Below are 22,361 nucleotides of genomic sequence, written 5' to 3'. Positions count from 1 at the left end.
CGGATTACGGCGACTTTTCCCAGTCCGATCACGTGGTCCGCCGGAAGCGGTAGACGCCGACGTCGATCGTGCCTTCGAGGAAACCGGCCTCGCAATAGCAGAGATAATAGCGCCAGCGCCGGCGGAAGTTCTCGTCGAAGCCGAGCCGCGCGATGGCGGGCCAGGACGCCTCGAAGCGGTCGCGCCACAGGGCGAGGGTGCGGGCATAGTCATGGCCGAAGCAGCGCACGGTTTCGAAGCTCAGCCCTGCACTGCGGGCCTGTTCGGCCATGATCGACGTGGTGGGAAGCATGCCGCCAGGAAACACGTAGCGCTGAATGAAATCGGCCTTGCGCCTATAGCCTTCGAACAGCCGCTCGTCGATGGTGATGGCCTGCACAGCGGCGGTCCCGCCGGGCTTCAGCCGGTCATGCAGCACGCGGAAATAGGTGGGCCAATGCGCCTCGCCGACCGCCTCGATCATCTCGATCGAGGCGATGGCGTCGAAGCTCTCCGCGGTATCGCGGTAATCCTGAAAGCGGATCTCGGCTCCGGGTCCGAGCCTCTGCCGGGCGTATTCATGCTGCTCCCGCGAGATCGTGAGGCCGGTCACGGCATGGCCGCGGCGGGCCGCCACCTCGGCGAATCCTCCCCATCCGCAACCGATTTCGAGAATGCTGGACTTGCCGGGGAGCTCCAGTGCATCGAGAACGAGACCATATTTGGCGATCTGCGCCGCCTCGAGGGTCGTGGCATCCGGGCCGAAGAGCGCTGCGGAATAGCTCATGGTCGGATCCAGCCAGAGTTCATAGAAGTCGTTGCCGAGGTCGTAGTGCGCGCTGATGTTCCGCCTTGCCCCTGCCTTGGTGTTGGCGCGGAGGAGATGAAAAAGTCTGTCGGCGAGGCTCTTCTTGAAGACGGCGCTTCCCGCCCGGTCGAGCCGAGCGCGGTTCTGGAGATAGAAGCGGAAAAGCGCGGTCAGGTCGCTGCTGTCGGCGTCACCCGCCATGTAGCTCTCGGCGAATCCCAAAGCGCCGCGGCGCATGGCATTCCAGACGGGACGATAATTGCGGAGCTGCAGGTCGCAGCCAAGGCCGAGCCTCGGCCGTCCGAGCCGGTGCTGGCGGCCGGAGGGGAGGGTGAGGGCGACAGAGCCCGCGAGATCACGCGGCAGGAGGTTGCGGCCGACAGCGGAAATCATTTCCCCGAGGAGGCCCTCGCGGCCCGGCAATGTTTCGGATGTCATGGCTTGGAGGCGACCTCTGGCATGTAATCGATGGTTGGACTGGTGGTTTTCGGCCGCGGATTGAGCTTCAGCCCCTTCCGCCATAGGGCCAGCGCCTGCAGGTGAATGCCGGCCATGACCTTGAAGGTGAGGAGCGGAATCGACAAGAACGAGCGCATCAGGTTGGCGTCGGAGAGCGGCTGACGCAGGCCGCTGACATAGGCCTTAAGAATTGGTTTCGAATCGACACTCAGTCCGATTCCCAGCGCCATGCGTACGTCCGGCGCGGTGAAGTGGAAGGTGTACTGGCCTTCCACCCGATTGAACGGCGAAACGAAGAAGCGCTTCGGCGCCTTCTGTACCGGTGCTTCACCGACGGGAACGACATAGCTGTGTCTTCCGCCGAAAGTGTTGTTCACCTCGTAGGCCATCACCCGCAGGCGGTCCTCGCCGTCGAAACCGTAATAGACGGTGAGGGGATTGAAGACATAGCCGAGCACGCTCGGATAACAGAACATGAAGATGCGACTCACGCGTTGGCCGCCCGCCGCACCGCGAATCAGGGCCCAGGCGTGCTCCCGGATCGTCGTGCCGTCACCCGGGCCGTGGTTGCGGTCCATCACGGAGAACAAGTTGAAACGATTGTAGCTGAAGAGGCGGAGGCCAGCGGCGGTTTCCGGCAGCCGGTCGACGTCAAGGAAGACATTGAAGACGCGATAGCGCAGCCCGTGGCGAACGGGCGTGAGCCGACGGTGCACCACCTCACCCCTGTATAGACAGGTTTCCGGCATCTATTCGGCAGCCTCCTGGATGGTGCGTCCCGCATGCTCCGGCGCCAGGCGGATGCGGCCGGATTCATTAGCGACGGACCATGGCCGCCGCACGCCGCCCAATGCTTCCGCCACCGCGAGCCCGGACTGGATGCCATCCTCGTGAAATCCTGCGCCGAAGTGGGCGCCGCAGAACCAGGTCCGGCGCACGCCCTGCAGGAGCCAGAGCTCATCTTGGGCCGCAAGTGCCGCGGGATCGAAGATCGGATGGGCATAGTCGAACTCCGCCAGAATCTTGTCGGCGCCGGGCCCGATCAGCGGATTGAGGCTGACGAAGAGCGGCGCCTGGACGGGGATCGGCTGCAGCCGGTTCATCCAGTAGGTGACGGCGCTGGTGGTGCCGGAATGGGGCGGCAGTTCGGACATGTAATTCCAGCTCGACCACAGCCTGCGCCGCCTGGGCATCAGTCTTTCGTCACGGTGAAGAATGGCGCGGTTGCGGGAGTAACGGAAGGCAGAGAGGAGGCGACGCTCCTCCGGCGAGGCGTCGGCGAGCATGGCGAGGGCCTGGTCGGCGTGGGTGGCGATCACCACGTCGTCATAGCTTCTTTCTTCGCCTGAGGCAGCATGCACCGTCACGCCCGCGGCGTGCCGGCGAATCGCGGCAACCGGTGTCCTGAGCCTGGTTTCGAAGGCGCCGTCGCGGATCAGGCGCGAGACGTATTCGCGCGACCCTCCCTTGACCGTCCGCCAAAGGGGCCGCCCCGTGATCTTCAGAAGCCCGTGATTGTGGAAGAAGGAGAGGAAGGCGCGGGCGGGATAGTCGCGCATGTCGCCGGGTGCGGCGGACCAGATGGCCCCTGCCATGGGGAGCAGGTGGCGGTCCATGAAATGCCGCGAATAGCCTTCCGCCTCGAGGAACTGGCCGATCGTCACCGTCTCGCCGAGGTGCGGCAGCCTGGCCATCGCGGTGCTGAAGAAGCGGGGAATGTCGCGGATCAGCCGCCAGTGGCCCGGGCTTACGAGATTGCGGGCCTGGCCCACCAGCTGCGCGATGCCGGAGCCCGCATATTCATAAGCGCCATTCCCCATCGAGACGGAAAAACTCATGTTCGAGGGCGCCGTCGGAACGCCCAGGTGCCGGAACAGCGCCGTGAGATTGGGATAGGCCGGCGGATTGTACACGATGAAGCCGGTATCGACCGACACCTCCACCCCGTTCACCTCGCAATCGACGGTGTTGGAGTGCCCGCCCGGGCGGTTATCCGCCTCGATGAGGGTGACCCGGTGCTTCTGCGAGAGAAGCCAGGCCGCGGACAGACCCGAAATGCCCGATCCGACGACAGCAATATGGCGAGATTTCACGACGTTGGCTCCTGTCTGCCATCCGTTACGCCTTGCCTGCAACACCGGATCATTGATCCGGCGCGTTGGCGGCGGCGTAGACCCGGCGGAACAGGGGAAACATGCTATGCTCGCCGTCATGGAATCGGCAGACAGGCAACAGGACCGTGAGAAGCAGCGCCTCGAGGCGCGGTTTCGAACATTGATCGGGAGAGTGGCGCAGAACCGTGACCGGCAGGCTTTCGCCGAGCTTTTCGATCACTTCGCGCCGCGCCTCAAGAGCTTCATGATGCGCAAGAACGCCTCGGCGGAGCTCGCCGAGGACCTGGTGCAGGAGGCGATGATCGCCGTGTGGACAAAGGCGGCGCTCTACGAGCCTTCCAAGGGCTCGGTGACGACATGGGTGTTCACCATCGCGCGGAATCTGCGGATCGACCGCATCCGGCGCGACGTGCACATGCCCATGACGGAACTCGGCGACTACGACGAGCCCTCGGAGGCGCCGGAGGGCGAGGAGCTCCTCGGCCGCAAGCAGGAGGACGGGCTGGTGGCGAAGGCGCTGCAGCACATCCCCGAGGAGCAGCGGCAGATCCTGATCCTGTCCTTCGTGGAGGACATGCCGCAGAGCGAGATCGCGTCGAAGCTGGCGATTCCGCTCGGAACCGTGAAATCGCGCATGCGTCTGGCCTATGGCCACCTGCGCCGTATGCTGGAGACTGGACTGTGACACCGACCCATCACCTCGACGCCAGCACGCTGCTGGCCTATGCGGCGGGCACCCTGGATGAAGCCTTCACCGTGGTGGCGGCCTCGCACATTGCGCTCTGCCCCGCCTGCCGCGGCGCCGTGCGGGCCGCGGAAGGGCTTGGCGGCGAGCTCTTCGACCGGATGGCCGACACGGCGATCTCCGCCGGTTGCCGGGCACGCACCATGGCGGCTCTCGACCAGGCGGGGCTGCACCGGCTGCCCGTTCCGGGGCCGAAGCCAGAATTGCCCGTGCCACTCGCCAGGCTTCTCCCGTCGCAGCGTCTCGACGAGATCGGGTGGAAGCGGAAGGCGCCCGGAGTGGCGATCTTCGACGTCAAGCTGCCCACCGGAGCGAAGGGGCAGCTGAAGCTGCTGCGCATCGGTGCGGGCCGCGCCATGCCTGAGCACGGCCACGGCGGGGAGGAAATCACGCTGGTGCTGAAGGGTGCCTACCGTGACCATCTGGGCCGCTTCGGCGCGGGCGACGTCGCCGACCTCGACGAGGAGATCGAGCACCAGCCGGTGGTGGAGGCCGATGGCGACTGCATCTGCCTCGTCGCCACCGAGCGGCCGACGCGCTTCAAGTCCTTCGCCGCGCGGCTGATGCAGCCCTTCGTCGGCATCTGACCTTGGCCGGGCCGCTGCCCTGGAAGACGGCGTGGGTGACGGGCGCCTCGACGGGGATCGGCAGGGAGATCGCGCTGCAACTCGCGGCGGCCGGCGTGAAGGTGGCGGCCTCGGCCCGTTCCGCCGACAAGCTGCAGCACCTTGGGCAAGGGGTGATGGCCGTTCCGCTCGATGTGACGGATGGCGATGCGTGCCGCCGGGCGGTCGAGAATATCGAGTCAAAACTCGGACCCATCGATCTCGCGGTGCTCGGGGCAGGCACCTATAGGCCGGTGAGCCTGGACGAACTCGATCCGGCGGAATTCTCCCACATGATGACCACCAACTACATGGGTGTGGTGAATTGCGTGGCCGGCCTGGCGCCCCGCATGGCGGCGCGCGGATCAGGGCACCTCTCCTGGATCGCTTCGGTGGCGGGCTACATGGGGCTGCCGAAGGCCGCCGCCTACGGACCGAGCAAGGCGGCGCTGATCAGCCTCGCCGAAAGCCTTTACCCGGAAATGAAGCAGAGGGGCATCAGGGTCAGCGTCATCAACCCGGGTTTCGTGGAGACGCCGCTCACCGCGCAGAACGATTTCGCCATGCCCTTCCTGATGAAGCCTGAAGAGGCGGCGCGGCGAAGCATCGATGGACTGGCCGCAGGGCGGTTCGAGGTGGCCTATCCCCGGCGTTTCGTGGCGATCCTCAAGGCCGTGCGACTCCTGCCCTATCCGATGTTCTTCCGGCTCATCTCGCGCGCGGTGCTGAAGGAGCGGTGACGTTCAGGCGAGGAGCTTGCGCACCGCCTCCTTCCAGCCCTGGTACTTCATCTCGCGCAGATCGGCCTTCATCTTCGGCGTGAAGCGGGCGTCGCGTTTCCAGCTCCTGGCGAATTGCGAAGGCCGGGGCAGGAGACCGGCGCCGAGCCCCGCCAGGTAGGCGGCGCCAACCGCCGTCGTCTCCAGCACGGCGGGGCGGTCCACCGGCGCGTCCAGCATGTCGGACAGGCGCTGCATGGTCCAGTCGGAGGCGGTCATGCCGCCATCGACGCGCAGGATGGTGCGCGGTTTTCCGCCCATGTCCCTCTGCATGGCCTCGAGCAGGTCGCGCGTCTGGAAGCACACGGCCTCGAGGGCGGCCTGGGCCAGTTCCTTCTCGGTCGTGGCGCGCGTCAGGCCGAAAATGGCGCCGCGCGCATCGGCGTTCCAGTAAGGCGCTCCCAAGCCGACGAAGGCGGGTACGAGATAGACATGCTGGTTCGGATCCGCCGCCCTGGCGAGCGCTCCGGTTTCCTTCGCGGTCTTCACGAGCTTGAGCCCGTCCCTCAGCCATTGGACGGCGGCCCCCGCGATGAAGATCGCGCCCTCGAGGGCATAGGTGCGCTTGCCGTCGAGCTGGTAGGCGACGGTGGTGAGGAGCCGGTTCTCCGACGCGACGGCCTTCTCGCCGGTGTTGAGAAGCGCGAAGCAGCCGGTGCCGTAAGTGGATTTCATCATGCCGGGTTCGAAACAGGCCTGGCCGACGGTAGCCGCCTGCTGGTCTCCTGCGACCCCGCGGATCGGGATGGCGGCGCCGAAGAAGCCCGGTTCGGTCACGCCGAAATCGGCGGCACAGTCCTTCACCTCCGGGAGAAGGCTTCGCGGAACGTTCAGGATGCGCAGGAGGGCATCGTCCCATTCGCCCGTGTGGATGTTGTAGAGGAGCGTGCGGGAGGCGTTGGTGGCGTCGGTGGCGTGGACCTTCCCGCCGGTGAGCCGCCAGACGAGGAACGTGTCGATGGTGCCGAAGGCGAGTTCGCCCCTTTCCGCCTTTTCCCGCGCGCCCTTCACATGATCGAGCAGCCAGCGGATCTTGGTGCCCGAGAAATAGGGGTCGAGCAGCAGCCCCGTCTTCTCCGTGAACTGTCGCTCGTAGCCCTCCTGCTTCAATTCGGCGCACAGCGCGGCGGTGCGACGGTCCTGCCAGACGATGGCCTTGTGGATTGGCTTTCCCGTCTTCCGGCTCCAGATCACCACCGTCTCTCGCTGGTTGGTGATGCCGATTGCCCTGACCGACTGCGCCCGGGCCTTCGCCTTGCGAAGCGCTGCCCGCGAGACTGCGAGAACCGAGGACCAGATCTCCTCGGGGTCATGCTCGACCCAGCCGGACTTCGGATAGAACTGGTGAAACTCCTTCTGGCCCACGCCGAGCGGCTTGAGCTTCCTGTCGAAAAGGATCGCCCGCGAGGAGGTGGTGCCCTGGTCTATGGCGAGAATCAGATCCGGCATGTTCTAGCCCCCTGCGCGCTTCATCTCCTTGGCTTCGGGCGATGGCGCCATGTGGGCCCGAAGCGCATCCTGTTCCTGGTCGTTGAGGTGGAGGCCGAGTTTCGAGCGTCGCCACAGAATGTCTTCCGCCGTGCGCGCCCACTCCCGCTCCCTCAGCCAATCGACCTCGCGCTCGCTCAGGGGGCCGAAGCTGCGGCCGAGATCGGCGGCGGAACGTGCGCCTGCCAGAATCCTCTCCGCATCCGTGCCATAGGCCCGGAACAGGCGGCGCAGGTTGCGCTGGTCGAGAAACGGATAGTCGCGGGAGAGCACGGAAATCCGCTGCTCGACCTCGGCATAGGCGAAATCGCCGCCGGGAAGCGCGGCGGATGCCGTCCAGGGCTTGCCCATCTGCGGGAAGAAGGCCGCAACCTTTTCCAGAGCGGACTCCGCGAGCTTGCGGAAGGTCGTGATCTTGCCGCCGAAGACGGAGAGGAGCGGAGCCCCGCCTTCCGGGTGGTCGAGCTTCAGCACGTAGTCGCGCGTCGCCTCCTGCGCCTTGGAGGCGCCGTCGTCATAGAGGGGGCGGATGCCGGAATAGGCCCAGCGGACCATGTCGCGCGTCACCGGCTTGCGGAAATACTCGCTCACCGCGGCGAGCAGGTAGTCCGTCTCCGCTTCGGAGATCTCGGGCTTGCCGGGCTCACCCTTGTGATCCTCGTCGGTGGTGCCGATCAGCGTGTAATCCTGCTCGTAGGGAATGGCGAAACAGATGCGGCCATCGGCATTCTGGAAGATGTAGCAGCGGTCATGATCGTAAAGCCTCTCGACGACGAGATGGCTGCCCTTCACCATGCGGATCCTGTCGGGGTCGTTGCGGCCCACGACGCTGCCGAGAACCTGGCTCACCCAGGGGCCTGCCGCATTGACGAGCACCCTCGCGCGCACCTTCTCTTCGATACCGCCATCACCGGTGACCGTCAGCTCCCATCCGCCCTCCACCCGCCGGGCGGAGGAGCATTTCGTCCGTGTACGGATGACAGCGCCCTTCGCCTGGGCGTCGCGCGCGTTGAGAACCACGAGGCGCGAATCCTCGACCCAGCAATCCGAATACTCGTAGCCGCGGGTGAAGTCCGGCTTCAGCGGTTCGCCCGTGACGTCCCTGCGCAGATCGACACTGCGCGTTCCGGGCAGGATCCTGCGGCCGCCGAGGTGATCGTAGAGGAAGAGGCCGAGGCGCAGGACGGGCCAGGGCCTCAGCCCCTTGTGGTGGGGCAACACGAAGCGCAGCGGCCATATGATGTGGGGTGCAGCCCTGAGCAGGACCTCGCGCTCGATGAGCGCCTCGCGCACGAGGCGGAACTCGTAATGTTCGAGATAGCGGAGCCCGCCATGGATGAGCTTGGTGGAGGCGCTCGAGGTGCCGGAGGCGAGGTCACCCTGCTCGGCGAGGAAGACGCTGAGACCGCGCCCTGCGGCATCGCGCGCGATGCCGCAGCCATTCACGCCGCCGCCGATGATGAAGAGGTCATAGGTCATTCGGCAGCATCCATCGCATTGTCGTTTCCAGGCAAACCGTCGGCAATCTCGAGTCTGACGCCGCTTTCCCTGCACAGCGCGATCACCGGCTCGGGCGGGTTGCGGTCGGTGACGAAGACATCGATGTCGGACAGGTGCCCGATGCGGACCGGGGCGGTGCGGGTGAACTTCATCGCGTCCGCCACCAGCATCACGTTGCGCGCGTTCTTCATGATGGCCTTCGCGACCCTGACCTCGCGATAGTCGAAATCGAGCATCGCGCCGTCGTCGTCGATGGCCGAGGCGCCGATCACCGCATGATCGACCTTGAACTGGGTGATGAAGTCCACCGCCGCTTCGCCGACGATTCCGCCATCGGTCTTGCGCAGCATGCCGCCGGCGAGGATCACGTCGATCTTGGGACTCGGCATGAGGATCGTCGCGACGTGAATGTTGTTGGTGATCACCAGCAGGCCCTCGTGGTGCACCAGGGCGCGCGCCACCTCCTCCGTGGTGGTGCCGATGTTCATGAACAGCGAGCAGTTGTTTGGGATGAGGCTCGCCGCGTGACGGCCGATCACCACCTTCTCCAGCGCCGCCATCTTACGCCGCGCCTCATAGGCGACGTTCTCGACGCCGGAACTCAGCATGGCGCCGCCATGGGTGCGGGCGAGAAGGCGGCCGTCGCAGAGTTCGTTCAGATCCTTGCGGATGGTCTGGGGCGTCACATCGAAGCGCAGTGCGAGATCGTCCACCGTCACGCTGCCCATCTGGCGCGCGAGAGTGAGGATCTGTTGCTGGCGCGGGCTCAGGCCCTGCATGGTTTCTCCATGTTTTCAGCGGCTTCGACAGAACGACCGTGACGCAACGGCGGCACGAAAGCCATGATTTCACTTTTTTTCGTTTTTCGCAATATTGCAGTGCACAACAGGTTCGGAATTTGCCGGATTGACGTTCGTTTTTTTTCGTATGATAGTTTATGCGAGGTGCCATGCAAGAGGCGCCCTAAAGTAGGGAGGACCAAAGATGAGATTGAAGTTCCTTGCCTCGGCGGCAGCCCTGGCGATGATGGCCGTGTCGAGTCCCAGCTTCGCCGACATCGAAGCGGCGAAGAGGTGGATCGATTCGGAGTTCCAGCCCTCGACCCTCTCCAAGGACGATCAGGCCAAGGAAATGGAGTGGTTCATCAAGGCGGCGGAGCCGTTCAAGGGCATGGAGATCAACGTGCTCTCGGAAGGCATTCCGACGCACGACTATGAATCGAAGGTGCTGACCAAGGCCTTCGAGGAGATCACCGGCATCAAGGTGAATCACCAGATCCTCGGCGAGGGCGAGGTGGTGCAGGCGGTCCAGACGCAAATGCAGACGAACCGCAATCTCTATGACGGCTACGTCAATGACTCCGACCTGATCGGCACGCATTCCCGCCTGCAGCAGACCTACAATCTCACCGACATGATGGGCGGAAACTGGAAGGACGTGACCAGCCCCACGCTCGACCTCGACGACTTCATGGGCAAGTCCTTCACCACGGGCCCGGACGGCAAGCTCTATCAGCTGCCGGACCAGCAGTTCGCCAATCTCTACTGGTTCCGCAAGGACTGGTTCGACCGCGCCGACCTCCAGGAGAAATTCAAGGCCAAGTATGGCTATGACTTGGGCGTGCCGGTCAACTGGTCGGCCTACGAGGACATCGCCGACTTCTTCACCAACGACGTGAAGGAGATCGACGGCGTCAAGATCTACGGTCACATGGACTATGGCAAGCGCGCACCCGATCTCGGCTGGCGCATGACCGATGCATGGCTTTCCATGGCGGGCGCCGGCAGCCAGGGCGAGCCCAACGGCATCCCCATCGACGAATGGGGCATCCGCATGGAGAAGGGCTCGTGCAACCCCTCGGGCGCTTCCGTCTCGCGCGGCGGCGAGACGAACGGCCCGGCCTCCGTTTATGCCATCGCCAAGTGGGACGAGTGGCTGCGGAAATACGCGCCTCCCGGCGCTGCCGACTACGACTTCTACCAGTCGCTGCCGGCTCTCGCCCAGGGCAACGTGGCCCAGCAGATCTTCTGGTACACGGCCTTCACCGCTTCCATGGTGGCGCCGAAGGCGGAAGGCAACAACACGGTCGACGATCAGGGCAACCCGCTCTGGCGCATGGCCCCCTCGCCGCATGGCCCCTACTGGAAGGAAGGCCAGAAGGTCGGCTACCAGGACGTGGGCTCATGGACCATCCTGAAGTCCACTCCCGAAGACCGCGCCAAGGCCGCCTGGCTCTATGCGCAGTTCGTGACGTCGAAGACCGTCGACGTGAAGAAGAGCCACGTCGGCCTCACCTTCGCGCGTGACAGCACGGTGCGCCACGAGTCCTTCACGGAACGTGCGCCGAAGCTCGGCGGCCTCGTCGAGTTCTACCGTTCGCCTGACCGCGTCCGCTGGTCGCCGACCGGCATCAACGTGCCGGATTATCCGAAGCTCGCGCAGCTCTGGTGGCAGCAGATCGGTGACGTGAACTCCGGCGCCTTCACGCCGCAGGAAGCCATGGATCGCCTCGCCAGCGAAATGGAGCAGGTGATGGCGCGCATGGAAGCGGCCGACAAGGCGAACAACACCTATGGCGGCTGTGGCCCGCGCCTCTCGGAGCCCAAGGATCCGTCCGAATGGCTCGGCAAGGCCGATGGCCCGAAGGCCAAACTCGAGAACGAGAAGGAGCCCGGCCAGACCGTCGCCTATGAGGAAATCGTCAAGCGCTGGCAGCAGTAAACCAGCACGGGGCGCGGGGGGCATCTGCCCCCCGCGCCTTTCAAGATCTTCATGCCGCTCAAAGGCAAAGCCGCCACCTGCCATCCCGGAGAGACATGGCCCTCGAACTCATCGACATTGCCAAGCGCGTGGGTGGTGAAACACACATCCATCCCACGTCGCTCGTGCTGCCGGAGGGTTCGTTCAACGTGCTGCTCGGCACCACGCTGGCCGGCAAGACGACGCTGATGCAACTCATGGCCGGCATCCAGAAGCCGAGTACGGGGACGATCAGGTTCCGTGGCAAGGACGTCACCGGGCTTGCGGTGCAGAAGCGCAACGTCTCGATGGTCTATCAGCAGTTCATCAACTACCCGAACCTCAGCGTCTACGACAACATTGCCTCGCCGCTCCGGGTCGCCGGCATGGCCAGGGCCGAGATCGAGCGGCGCGTGATGGCCGCGGCGGAACTTCTGCGCCTCGTTCCGATGCTGAAGCGGAGGCCCTCGGAGCTCTCCGGCGGCCAGCAGCAGCGCACCGCCATTGCACGCGCCATCGTAAAGGATTCCGATCTCATACTTCTCGACGAGCCGCTCGCCAATCTGGACTACAAGCTGCGCGAGGAATTGCGAGACGAACTGCCGAAGCTTTTTGCCGGCCGCAACGCCATCGTCGTCTACGCGACGACCGAACCCACGGAGGCGTTGCTCTTCGGCGGCCACACAGCGACGCTGCATGAAGGCCGGGTGACTCAGTTCGGTCCCACCTCCGCAATCTATCGCGCGCCGAAGGACATCCTGACGGCGCAGGTTTTTTCCGATCCCCCCATCAACACGGCGGTGGTGGAGAAGCGGGGCAGCAGCCTTACGGTGTTCGGCGGCCGGAGGTGGCCCGCCGGGGCGGCGGCCGGTCTGCCGGACGGGGTCTACACGCTCGGCGTCAGGCCCCATCACGTCACGCCGCTGCCGAGCGCAGCCGAGTCCGGAGAGATCGAAGGCCGCGTTCTGGTGACGGAACTGTCAGGCTCCGAGAGCGTGATCCATCTCGACGTCGGCGGTTCGACCTGGGTTTCGCAGTCGCATGGGATCCATCCCTTCGAAGTGGGGACCCAGGCGAAGCTCCATGTCGAGGTCAGCCGGGCGCTTTTCTTCGGGCCGTCCGGCGAGCGGGTGTCCTGATGGCCGAGATCCGCCTCGAGAATCTCCGCCATTCCTACCTCGCCCAGCCGCGCGGCGAGGAGGACTATGCGCTGAAGCGACTGTCTCTCACCTGGCAGGACGGCGGCGCCTATGCGCTGCTCGGCCCGTCAGGCTGCGGAAAGACCACGCTCCTCAACCTGATCTCGGGCTTGCTCACGCCCACCGAGGGCACGATCAGCTTCGACGGGCGCGACGTCTCTCGCGCCACTCCGGAAGAGCGCAACATCGCGCAGGTTTTCCAGTTCCCCGTCATCTACGACACCATGACGGTCTACGACAATCTCGCATTCCCGCTCAGGAACAGGGGCGTTCCCGAAGCCGAGATCAAGGCGCGGGTCAGCGAGATCGCGGAGATGCTGGAACTCACGAGGACCCTCTCCAACCGCGCCTCGGGCCTCACGGCGGATGGAAAACAGAAGATCTCGCTGGGGCGCGGCCTGGTGCGCCCGGATGTGAACGTCATCATGTTCGACGAGCCACTCACCGTGATCGATCCGCATCTCAAGTGGCAGTTGCGATCAAAGCTCAAGGAGCTGCATCTCAAGACGAAACGCACGATGATATACGTGACCCATGATCAGACGGAGGCCCTGACTTTCGCCGACCAGGTGGTGGTCATGAACCTGGGCGAAGTGGTTCAGGCAGGAACGCCGATCGAATTGTTCGAGCGGCCGCAGCACACTTTCGTCGGCCATTTCATCGGCTCGCCGGGCATGAACGTCATTCCCTGCGAGGTCAAGGGCGGCAAGGCGGTGTTCGGCGGCGAGGCGGTGGACGTCGGCAATGGCGAGGCAGCGACCGGCAGGGGCCGGACGGAATTGGGCGTGCGTCCGGAATTCGTGTCGATCGCCTCATCCGGCATTGCCGCCGAGGTGGTGCGTGTGTCGGACGCAGGGCGATACCGGATCGTCGAGACACGCAGCCATGGCCACCTGGTCAAGCTTCTCCTGAAGGAGGGCGAAACCGTGCCGGAGGGCCGCACCTTCCTCGCCTTCGACAAGGCGCACGCGCAGATCTATGAAGACGGCTGGATGGCGGGGGCGCGGCGATGAACAAGATTGCCGACAACCGCGCATGGTGGCTCGTCCTTCCCGTCTTCGCGATGGTCGCATTCAACGCGCTCCTGCCGCTGATGACGGTCGTCAACTATTCCGTGCAGGAGACCTTCGGCAACAACGAGTTCTTCTGGTCCGGCACCACCTGGTTCCAGCAGATCCTGCATGACGACCAGTTCCACGACTCGCTCCGGCGGCAGATCGTGTTCACGCTGCTGATCCTCTTCATCGAGGTGCCGCTGGGCCTCGCGATAGCCCTCTCCATGCCCCGAAAGGGGCCGTGGGTTTCGGTGTGCCTCGTGCTCATGGCGCTGCCGCTCCTCGTTCCGTGGAACGTCGTGGGCTCCATGTGGAACATCATGGCGCTTCCCGACATCGGCCTTCTTGGAAAGGCCATCAATGCTCTGGGAATTCCTTACAATTATACGCGACAGCCGGTTTCGGCCTGGTTCACGGTGGTGCTGATGGACGTCTGGCACTGGACGTCGCTCGTCGTGCTGCTGTGCTATGCTGGGCTCGTGGCGATCCCCGATGCCTATTACCAGGCCGCGAAGGTGGACGGGGCCAAGCCCTGGGCGGTGTTCCGCTACATCCAGCTACCCAAGCTCAAGCACGTGCTGACGATCGCGATCCTCCTCCGCTTCATGGATTCCTTCATGATCTACACCGAGGTCATCGTGCTCACCGGTGGGGGCCCCGGCAGCACGACGAAGTTCCTTTCGATCGATCTCGTGCAGAAGGCCATCGGCGGGTTCGATCTCGGTCCCGCCGCTGCCTTCTCCATCATCTACTTCCTCATCATCCTGTTCCTGAGCTGGCTTTTCTACACGCTCATGATGCGCGGGGAGGCGAAGTGATGCGCAAGCGCTACCTTGTCGTGACGCTCTACATCGTCTTCCTGATGCTGCCGATCTACTGGCTGCTCAACATGTCGTTCAAGACGACGAACGAGATCCTCGGCGGCTTCAGCGCGTTCCCGCGCGAGTTCACGCTGGACAGCTACCGGACGATCTTCACCGATCCCTCCTGGTACAATGCCTACCTCAATTCGATCACCTACGTCCTGATCAACACGGTTCTCTCGGTGGTCGTGGCACTGCCCGCCGCCTATGCCTTCTCGCGCTACCGCTTCCTGGGCGACAAGCATCTGTTCTTCTGGCTGCTCTCGAACCGCATGGCGCCGCCTGCCGTCTTTGTGCTGCCCTTCGTCAATCTCTACTCGGCGGTGGGCCTGTTCGACACGCCCTGGGCGGTGGCACTCGCCCACACGCTCTTCAACATTCCGCTCGCCGTTTGGATCCTGGAAGGCTTCATGTCAGGCGTGCCGAAGGAACTCGACGAGACGGCCTATGTCGATGGCTATTCCTTCCCGGCCTTCTTCGTCAGGATCTTCCTGCCGACCATATCCGCCGGCATCGGCGTTGCAGCCTTCTTCTGCTTCATGTTCTCGTGGGTGGAAATGCTGCTGGCGAAGAATCTCACTTCGGTGGCGGCAAAGCCGATCGTCGCCGCCATGACAAAGACGGCGAGCACGTCGGGATATGAACTGGGCCTCCTCGCTGCCGCGGGCGTCCTCACGCTCATACCTGGTGCCATCGTCATCTATTTCGTCCGCAACTATATCGCCAAGGGCTTCGCCCTCGGCCGCGTGTGAGAAGGAGCGGGGCATGGAAGCGCCGATGATGTTCTCCGCCGACTGGTGGCAGCAGCCGCTGGGAAGCTGGATGGCGTGGAATCGCGTCACCATCGCGTTCTTCCTCTATGTCTTCGGGTCGATCGCGGCGATGGGGGTGTGGGAGTATTTCTCGCCGGGCGGGTCTCCCCGGCGCGGCATCTTCCGCCTGGACACCACCCGCGGCGACCGCCTCTTCATGACCCATCTCGGCAGCGCCTTCATCTTCCTCGCCTGGCTCGGCCTCTATGGCACGCCGCTGTGGGGCGCGGTCATCCTGTCGCTGGTCTGGGGTTTCCTGGTGTTCCGCTGGGCCTGAGACCTGGCACCTCGAGTGCTGGCGGCGACTGGGCCGCCGCAGATCATCCACTGCACCTGCGCCGGCCCCGTTCGTCCGCGAGAGAGGTGAGGCTGAGACCGGCGAGCAAGGCCGAGGCCCGCCGGACGAGGACGAGAGCCATGGTCAAGGAGGCTCCGCATCGGGTGCGGTGCAGTAAGCAGCCCTCCCGGCAATCGGCAGTTCGATTTTGCGATAAGATTGGAGCGGGCGACGCGAATCGAACGCGCGACCCTAACCTTGGCAATAATGGGTTCTCTCGATCTCCAGCAATGGCTCGACATTCCGCTCATTGACAAAAGCCAATCATCTCAATATTTTACTGCCAAGTATCGATTACTGGCTGTTTCCGAGTTTCTCCGGCGCTGTCGTCCAACTGCTTCCACCTTGCTTCCGCGCGACGGTACTCACGTGCCAAAGATCACTAAGCGGCTTGTCGATGGTTTACGGCCCCCACCGGATGGCCGTGAACTGCAGGTATGGGATTCCGAGATAAAGGGCTTCGGGCTCCGCCTTATGCCGTCCGGTGTCGGCTCCTATTTCGTTTTTTACCGGAACGCCGAAGGAAGGCAGCGGAAGCTCACGCTCGGAAGAGTTGGCGCTCTGACCCCTGACGAGGCCCGTGACCTGGCCAGGCTTCGTTTGTCAGAGAAGCTCAGGGGCGGTGATCCGTCCGCTGAGCGCCGTAAGGTACGGTCCTCAATTACCGTAGCCGAACTCTGCGACCGCTATCTCGAGTATTCCCGGCACCGCGTAAAGGTCTCGACACACAAGATGGATGTGAGCAGAATCGAGCGCCACGTGAAACCCCTTATCGGCCATCACCGAGTCGCTAGCCTTACAGCCGAAGACGTCCTTCGAATGCAATCCGACATCATCGCGGGAAAGACGGGAGCACCGAGGGCAGGCCGTGGTGGAAGGACTACTGGCGGTAAAGCCGCGGCTGGCCGAACTGTGGGAATGCTCGGAAGCATTCTCGAATATGCACGGCAGCTGAAGTTGGTGACGGAGAACGTTGCGCGTGGTGTGAAGAAACCGCCCGAGGGAAAGGTCACGAGGTTCCTCTCGTTTGGCGAGATCGCCCGTCTGGGAGCTGCCATCCGTAACGCTCGCGAAGTGGAGGGCAACGCCTCAGGCCTCGCTGCGGTCGAATTTCTCTTGATGACTGGCTGTCGCCGAATGGAAGCGCTGGCTCTACCTGTCGAATGGGTGGATGCCTCTGCTAAATGCTTAAGGCTCCAGGATTCCAAGAGTGGTTACCAGGTGCGGCCCATTGGAGCCCCAGCCCTTTCCGTTATTGCGTCCGTCGAGCATCGCAACGGCTGGGTGTTTCCGGCGGTCAGGGGTGAAGGACACTTCGTTGGCTTACCGAAGGTCCTCGGGAGGCTTTGCAGATCTGCAGGCATTGAGCCGATCAGTCCACATGTCCTGAGGCACACCTTTGCCTCAGTCGCCGCGGGGATGAGCTACTCCGAGCTCACCATAGCTGGACTCCTCGGCCACTCTCGCGGTGGCATTACGGCTCGCTATTCCCACGTTCCGGATGCCGCCCTCGTGTCGGCAGCCGACGCCGTTGCCCAACGGATCCGGCTGGCGCTCAACGGGCAAGTTGCTCTCTCCCCATCCCCACGGGAGTATGCCGGTCAGTGATTTCAACCTACTGCCGAGATTTTTTCCCAAAGCAGAACCGACACTGCAGTGGAGCACACCGGGTGCCGGCTAAGGCAGTTCGCGAGCGGAAAATTCTTTCCGCGACCTCGGGGAGAGCCCTTGAACTTGTCTGCCGACGCACCGATATCCTTGCCGCCACTGCCTTTTCCAAGGGCCCTTTAGGTCTATCGCAAGGCGTGGTGCTCGGTGAACAGCGTTCCCGAACAGAGGCCCCACATCGCTTGCCACCCTTGGGCGGTCGACAATGCGGTGGGACCTGAGTCCGGCGAGGCGGAATGCCCTGTCGTAGCTTCGATCAGCTGCTCCCCTCTGGGGAGCAGGGGTTGAGGCAAATCCGTCCGTAGCGCGACCAGGTGGCTGCCGGATGGTCCCCTCGGAATGAGGTCAATCGACGTCAAGCGGGTCGGCATGCAGCTGATCCGAATGGCGAGGTTTAACCCCATTCGAGGAACACGACATTATGATTAATCCCTCCAATCCCCGAGACGGCTGGAAGCCGCGCCTCCGCCGCTGGGAGGCTTCCCTCTACCTGCGGGTCGTCTACGGCCTCGACGTGGCGCCCGCGACGCTGGCGAAGTACGCCTCGGTAGGCGGCGGCCCCGCTTTCCAGAAGGTGGGCCGCGTGCCGCTCTACCCGACGGAGGAACTCGACACGTGGGCCCTGAAGCGCCTCGGTCGACTGCGCCGGAGCACCTCGGACAAGGACGAGGAGCCGGAGACGTGAGCCGGCTCGACTTCGACAAGATCAACGCCGCTGCACTGGCCGTGCTGCCGGCGTTGGTCACCAGGCTTCTTCCCGACGGGTACCGCGAGGGAGACGAATGGTACGCTTTGAACCCCCATCGCCCGGATCGGCACGAGGGCAGCTTCAAGATCAACTTGAGGACGGGTCATTGGGCCGACTTCGCCCTACCCAACGTGCGCGGCCGGGACGTGATCGGCTTCGTCGCCTACGTCACCGCCAAGACGCGGGTCGAGGCGGCTCGGGCTCTGGCCCACATGCTGGGACTGAGCTGATGGACGATCCCCGCTTCGCCCCCTTCAGCCAGGAGGAGATCGAGAAGGCCCGCGCCGAAGCTCCGTCCGCGAGGACGAAGCCGCTGCCGATCATTCCCGTACCGGACGACGCGCCGCCCCTGGATTTCGTGCACAGGAGATGGGGCGAGCCCCACAGGTTCTGGCCCTATCACGACGCACAAGGCCGGGTCTTGTGCTACGTCTACCGCTGGGACCTGCCGGGAGAAGACGGCGCCGTTCGGAAAGAAGTCCGACCGGTGACCTACTGCGAGCTGGGCGACGGGTCGCGCGGCTGGCGCGCCAAGAGCATCCCCGCGCCGCGGCCGCTCTTTGGCCTGCCCCAGATCCCCGCCCGTCCGGACGCCACCGTCATCGTCACCGAGGGCGAGAAGGCGTGCGAGGCCGCCGCGCAGCTCTTCCCGCAGATGGTGGCCACCACCACCATGATGGGCGCACTCGCGCCGGGCAAGACGGATTTCTCGCCGCTGGCGGGACGTACCGTCGTCATCGCCACCGATCACGACGATGCCGGGCGTCGCTACGGTGACAGCGTGGCCGCTCTGTTGAAGGAGGCGGGCGCCGAGAAAGTCCTGCACCTCAAGCCGGGAGACATCGCCGGTTACATCTGGCGTGACGGCGAGAAGGTGCTGCGCTCGTCGCCGATCCCCGAAGGCTGGGACCTGGCCGATGCGCTCGACGAGGGCTGGACCCCTGAGTCACTGAAGGAGCACATCGACACGGGCGACCTCCTGCAGGACTACCAGCCAGAGATCGCAGAAGCCGTCGTAATTGCCGGCAAATTTCGCCTCCAGCCGTGGGGAGTCGAGTATCTCCTCAAGACCAAGCAGGACCCTGAAGGCTTCTGGGTGCCGCTCTGCTCGCGCCTGGAAGTCGTAGCGCACACCCGGAATCCCGACCGGAAGGACTGGGGCCTCCTGCTCCGCATCACCGACGCCGACGGGAGGGAAAAGGACTGGGTCATGCCGCGCTCGATGCTCGCCGATGACGGAATCGACTGCCGTCGTCAGCTCTTCTCACTCGGCCTGGCGCTCGAGAGCGGGAAATGGGCGCAGGCGGCCTTGCAGGAGTATCTCTCCGGCGTCCGCCCCAAGTCCTTCGCCGTCACGGTGAAGGAGACGGGCTGGCTCGAGGACGCCTTCGTCCTTCCCCACCGCACCATAGTTCCCAGCGTGAAGGCCGAGCCCATCCTCTATCAGGGCCAGGTGACCATCGCCCATCCCTATGCGGCGTCAGGTTCGTTGGAGGCATGGCAGCAGCACGTCGCCCGGTACGCCGCTGGTAACTCCCGCCTCGCCTTTTCCTTGAGCGTTGCCTTCGTCGGGCCGCTCCTCGGGCCGACCCACTCGGACTCCTGCGGCTTCCACCTTCGCGGGCCGTCGTCGATCGGCAAGACGACGGCCGTTCGGCTTGCCGCTTCGGTTTGGGGCGGCCAGCAGTTCATCGGTAGCTGGCGCGCTACCGCCAACGGGCTCGAGGGCATCGCCGCTTCGCGCAGCGACACGCTGCTCATCCTGGACGAGATCGGCCAGTGTTCAGCCCGCGAGGTCGGCGAAGTCGTCTACATGCTGGCCAACGAAAACGGAAAGCTGCGGTCGGGCAGGACCGGCGATCCGCGCCCCCCGAAGCAATGGCGCTCGACCGTCCTCTCGACCGGCGAGATTTCCATCGCGGACAAGATCATCGAGGGCACCCGCACCAGTCACTCGAAGGCGGGCCAGGAAGTCCGTCTGATCGACCTTCCCGCCGATGCGGGGCAGGGGCTGGGCCTGTTCGAGACGCTGCACGATGTCCCGTCGGCCGATGTGCTTGCCCGGCACCTGAAAGTCGCCTGCGCCGAGCACCACGGCCAAGCCGGCGTCGCATTCCTCGAGAGACTCGTCGCCGATCGCGGCAATGCGGTCGCGTTCGTCTCCCGATGCCGCGAAGCGTTTTTCGCCAGCCACTGCCCCGCAGCCGCCGATCCTCAGGTTGGGCGTGTCGCCAAACACTTCGGTCTTGTTGCCGCCGCGGGCGAGCTGGCCATCCACTTCGGTGTGCTGCCGTGGGAGGAGGGTGAGGCCTCGAGGGCGGCCGCCGTCTGCTTCAACGCCTGGCTCGAGGTGCGGGGCGGCACCGAAGCCCACGAGGAACGCATCGCTGTCGAGCAGGTTCGCTACTTCATCGAGCAGTTCGGTCACTCGAGGTTTGAGCATCTCACGTTGCGAGACGACGATGGGGAAGAGAAGAAGCCCCTCATCCGTGACCGCGCGGGCTACCGCGTCAGCGAATTCGGCAAGGATGATGCCTACTGCATCTATCCAGAGGTCTTCCGAAGGGAAGTGTGCAGGGGCCTCGACTATAAGAGGGTTCGCGACATCCTTTCAGGCAAGGGCATGCTCAACGAGCAACCGGGTAGAAAAGCGCCAGCGTTACATCCCGGGCACGGGCAAACGAATACGTTTCTACGAGGTCAATTCCAAGATCTTCGAGCACGGTCTCGATGATGATGAGGATCCTGGCCCGGCGCCTTTGAACCCCGACGCCGGCCGTCAGGCGGGTACTGGCAACGTTGCCCTCGGGGGCCCCACCGGTCTCAAGCCCGAGCAGAGCGAGAGGCTGAAGTTGTTCAAGTGACCAGCGAGGCTCTGCCTCGACGTGTCGCCTTTAGACCCAAATGACCTAACAGGGAGTTTGACAATGCCCCAGAAGTACCGGATGAGGCCTGCCGCCACGGAAGAGCGCGAGAGGCGGCGGAGGGCGAAGACGGAGGCCAAGGCGCTCGCTGACGCGAAGCTCCGCGCCCGGAACATGGAGCAGCTCTTCGGTTTGGAGCCCGACGACCGCCCGTTCTGGCCCGGCTGTTCGGTTCGCCTCACCGTCGGCGCCCTCCGTCCGATGCGCCGGGTCGATTCCGTCGTGAGCCAGGCGGGGATGCTCGGCAAGCTGGTCGCGTCCCGGTCGAGTTACGTGCTCGACATCCCCAATTACGCCGACGTGACCGAGTGGCTGCAGGCGCGCGCCCGTGTCGAGTTCATCCTCGGGATCTCGAACAGGGTCGTGGGTGTGCGAGAGGAGGACGTCCAGGGCGAACCGAGCTGGACCTTCCTCGTGGCGCTCACTCGCGAAACCTATGAGCGCGTGCGTGCCTTCGCGATGAACCTCGATCCCGAGCAGCACGCTTGGTGGTCTCCTGCTGCAACGGTCGAGATCCGTTGTGGCGCGATCTCTCCGATAATGTCGGAGGGGATGGAAACCGTGAACTTCGTAGGCCTCATCAGTTCCCTCAAGCTCGGTGCCGAAGAGGACTATCGCCCCCCTCATGACGCGTGGCCAAAGGCCCGGCGAGAGGCATTCCATTTACATTCCAAGGAAATAGGAATAAAATCAGAGTTGTTTCGTCATGGAGAACCCCGCATGTCCATCCTGAAGTCCCTCGCCTTCGCCGCCGTCTCGAAGGCCCGCAACTCGCCCGTCCAGGCCCGCCGGATGCAGCTCGTGGCACGGCTGGAGGACCAGAAGGCCCTGTTCGCCGATCCCGCCTTCGCGCGTACCGTCAAGCGCTGGAAGCTGGTCGACGGCCAACGCGTCCAGGTCGACCACCGGCTGCAGATCCGGCCCTGGTGGGGCACCGACGAGAAGGGTCAGACGGTCCTCCTGCTCAAGTACGGCCTGCGGCCCCTGGAGTTCGAGAAAGGCAAGTCCGGCATCGTCGTGGGTGCGCGCGAGAAGCTGCCCGAGGTCATCGACGCGGTGATCGCCGCCACCCGCGCGGGCGAGCTCGACGCCCTCCTGGAGCAGTCTAAAGTCGTCAACCCGCCCGCCGCCGGAAGGAAGAAGGTGGCCTGAGGCCGCGGCCATGGCCAAGCCAGGTCCACGTAACCGCCCTCGAAAGGGTTCCGGCCCGCCAGAAGCCACCAAGACCAAACCGGGGATGGATTTCCCCGGTTTTTTCGTTGACCGTCACCACGGGTGACCTGGACACGTCTCAGGTCGCGATCTCGGCCGACGCCGTGGCCGGCCTGATCCGGTCGCTGCCGGACCGATCGGATCGTCGGCCGATGGTCGACTTCCGCCATCTCCCTGACCGGGTCAGATCGCTAGCTGCGCAGCTGTGGAGGCCCACAAAGGCTGAACTCAACGGCTAAGGGGCTCGGCGCAATGGCGTAGCCAATGTCACCAGCCGTAGCCAGGCGCCAACCGGAGCCAAAAAGGACAATTGAATCAGCACTGTAA

General features: G+C 64.3%; 20 protein-coding genes. 14 read left to right on the top strand and 6 right to left on the bottom strand.

Annotated elements, in window-relative coordinates:
• Nucleotides 1-28 precede the first annotated feature (28 nt).
• Genes ACK4HL_RS01865 through ACK4HL_RS01855 form a run of 3 tightly spaced genes read right to left on the bottom strand, consistent with a single transcriptional unit; the run spans nt 29 to nt 3,339 of the window.
• Nucleotides 29-1,225: a class I SAM-dependent methyltransferase gene (locus ACK4HL_RS01865; RefSeq protein WP_409756179.1), complete on the bottom strand. Its 1,197-nt coding sequence runs from the start codon at nt 1,223-1,225 to the stop codon at nt 29-31.
• Nucleotides 1,222-1,995 carry a DUF1365 domain-containing protein gene (locus tag ACK4HL_RS01860; protein WP_409756177.1) on the bottom strand — a complete coding sequence of 258 codons (774 nt, stop codon included), beginning with the start codon at nt 1,993-1,995 and terminating at the stop codon, nt 1,222-1,224. The genes ACK4HL_RS01865 and ACK4HL_RS01860 overlap by 4 nt, the downstream gene beginning before the upstream one ends.
• A complete protein-coding gene (locus ACK4HL_RS01855) occupies nt 1,996-3,339 on the bottom strand; it encodes an NAD(P)/FAD-dependent oxidoreductase (protein ID WP_409756175.1) in 1,344 nt (447 codons plus the stop codon).
• A 106-nt stretch (nt 3,340-3,445) separates the two neighbouring features.
• On the opposite strand from ACK4HL_RS01855, the gene ACK4HL_RS01850 reads away from it, so the two are divergent.
• Genes ACK4HL_RS01850 through ACK4HL_RS01840 form a run of 3 tightly spaced genes read left to right on the top strand, consistent with a single transcriptional unit; the run spans nt 3,446 to nt 5,450 of the window.
• Complete coding sequence (locus ACK4HL_RS01850) at nt 3,446-4,045, top strand: sigma-70 family RNA polymerase sigma factor (protein WP_409756173.1); 600 nt, start codon at nt 3,446-3,448, stop codon at nt 4,043-4,045.
• Nucleotides 4,042-4,692: a ChrR family anti-sigma-E factor gene (locus ACK4HL_RS01845; RefSeq protein ID WP_409756171.1), complete on the top strand. Its 651-nt coding sequence runs from the start codon at nt 4,042-4,044 to the stop codon at nt 4,690-4,692. Before ACK4HL_RS01850 ends, ACK4HL_RS01845 begins: the two co-directional genes overlap by 4 nt.
• A 2-nt stretch (nt 4,693-4,694) precedes the next feature.
• Nucleotides 4,695-5,450: an SDR family NAD(P)-dependent oxidoreductase gene (locus tag ACK4HL_RS01840; protein ID WP_409756169.1), complete on the top strand. Its 756-nt coding sequence runs from the start codon at nt 4,695-4,697 to the stop codon at nt 5,448-5,450.
• A 3-nt stretch (nt 5,451-5,453) separates the two neighbouring features.
• On the opposite strand, the gene glpK is transcribed toward ACK4HL_RS01840, so the two are convergent.
• The 3 genes from glpK to ACK4HL_RS01825 are packed head-to-tail and all read right to left on the bottom strand — an operon-like array spanning nt 5,454 to nt 9,256.
• The gene (glpK, locus tag ACK4HL_RS01835) at nt 5,454-6,938 is read right to left on the bottom strand and encodes a glycerol kinase GlpK (protein WP_409756167.1); all 1,485 of its coding nucleotides are present in this window, start codon (nt 6,936-6,938) and stop codon (nt 5,454-5,456) included.
• Nucleotides 6,939-6,941: 3 nt separating this feature from the next.
• Nucleotides 6,942-8,456: a glycerol-3-phosphate dehydrogenase gene (gene glpD / locus ACK4HL_RS01830; RefSeq protein ID WP_409756165.1), complete on the bottom strand. Its 1,515-nt coding sequence runs from the start codon at nt 8,454-8,456 to the stop codon at nt 6,942-6,944.
• Complete coding sequence (locus ACK4HL_RS01825) at nt 8,453-9,256, bottom strand: DeoR/GlpR family DNA-binding transcription regulator (RefSeq protein WP_409756163.1); 804 nt, start codon at nt 9,254-9,256, stop codon at nt 8,453-8,455. The genes glpD and ACK4HL_RS01825 overlap by 4 nt, the downstream gene beginning before the upstream one ends.
• 205 nt (nt 9,257-9,461) lie before the next feature.
• On the opposite strand from ACK4HL_RS01825, the gene ACK4HL_RS01820 reads away from it, so the two are divergent.
• From ACK4HL_RS01820 to ACK4HL_RS01770, 11 genes are all read left to right on the top strand, one after another.
• Entirely contained in the window at nt 9,462-11,198 is a 1,737-nt protein-coding gene (locus ACK4HL_RS01820; RefSeq protein ID WP_409756161.1) for an ABC transporter substrate-binding protein, read from the top strand.
• A gap of 95 nt (nt 11,199-11,293) precedes the next feature.
• A complete protein-coding gene (locus ACK4HL_RS01815) occupies nt 11,294-12,355 on the top strand; it encodes an ABC transporter ATP-binding protein (RefSeq protein ID WP_409756159.1) in 1,062 nt (353 codons plus the stop codon).
• Nucleotides 12,355-13,428: an ABC transporter ATP-binding protein gene (locus ACK4HL_RS01810; RefSeq protein WP_409756157.1), complete on the top strand. Its 1,074-nt coding sequence runs from the start codon at nt 12,355-12,357 to the stop codon at nt 13,426-13,428. The genes ACK4HL_RS01815 and ACK4HL_RS01810 overlap by 1 nt, the downstream gene beginning before the upstream one ends.
• Nucleotides 13,425-14,288: a carbohydrate ABC transporter permease gene (locus tag ACK4HL_RS01805; RefSeq protein WP_409756155.1), complete on the top strand. Its 864-nt coding sequence runs from the start codon at nt 13,425-13,427 to the stop codon at nt 14,286-14,288. Before ACK4HL_RS01810 ends, ACK4HL_RS01805 begins: the two co-directional genes overlap by 4 nt.
• Nucleotides 14,288-15,085: a carbohydrate ABC transporter permease gene (locus tag ACK4HL_RS01800; RefSeq protein WP_409756153.1), complete on the top strand. Its 798-nt coding sequence runs from the start codon at nt 14,288-14,290 to the stop codon at nt 15,083-15,085. The genes ACK4HL_RS01805 and ACK4HL_RS01800 overlap by 1 nt, the downstream gene beginning before the upstream one ends.
• 13 nt (nt 15,086-15,098) lie before the next feature.
• Entirely contained in the window at nt 15,099-15,422 is a 324-nt protein-coding gene (locus tag ACK4HL_RS01795) for a DUF2160 domain-containing protein (RefSeq protein WP_409756151.1), read from the top strand.
• Nucleotides 15,423-15,851: 429 nt separating this feature from the next.
• Entirely contained in the window at nt 15,852-17,090 is a 1,239-nt protein-coding gene (locus ACK4HL_RS01790; RefSeq protein WP_409756149.1) for a tyrosine-type recombinase/integrase, read from the top strand.
• A 481-nt stretch (nt 17,091-17,571) separates the two neighbouring features.
• Nucleotides 17,572-17,835: a hypothetical protein gene (locus ACK4HL_RS01785; protein WP_409756147.1), complete on the top strand. Its 264-nt coding sequence runs from the start codon at nt 17,572-17,574 to the stop codon at nt 17,833-17,835.
• Nucleotides 17,832-18,128: a hypothetical protein gene (locus tag ACK4HL_RS01780; protein ID WP_409756145.1), complete on the top strand. Its 297-nt coding sequence runs from the start codon at nt 17,832-17,834 to the stop codon at nt 18,126-18,128. Before ACK4HL_RS01785 ends, ACK4HL_RS01780 begins: the two co-directional genes overlap by 4 nt.
• Nucleotides 18,128-20,632 (top strand): DUF927 domain-containing protein, encoded by a 2,505-nt coding sequence (locus ACK4HL_RS01775; RefSeq protein ID WP_409756143.1) that lies wholly within the window; start codon nt 18,128-18,130, stop codon nt 20,630-20,632. The genes ACK4HL_RS01780 and ACK4HL_RS01775 overlap by 1 nt, the downstream gene beginning before the upstream one ends.
• 193 nt (nt 20,633-20,825) lie before the next feature.
• Entirely contained in the window at nt 20,826-21,974 is a 1,149-nt protein-coding gene (locus ACK4HL_RS01770) for a hypothetical protein (protein WP_409756142.1), read from the top strand.
• Nucleotides 21,975-22,361 lie beyond the last annotated feature (387 nt).

Origin of the sequence: Aestuariivirga sp. (assembly GCF_046294715.1) — a bacterium.
In the GTDB taxonomy this organism is placed as follows: domain Bacteria; phylum Pseudomonadota; class Alphaproteobacteria; order Rhizobiales; family Aestuariivirgaceae; genus Aestuariivirga.
The sequence above is the reverse complement of the archived record's forward strand: the minus strand, read 5'-3'. Positions and strand labels throughout refer to the sequence as shown.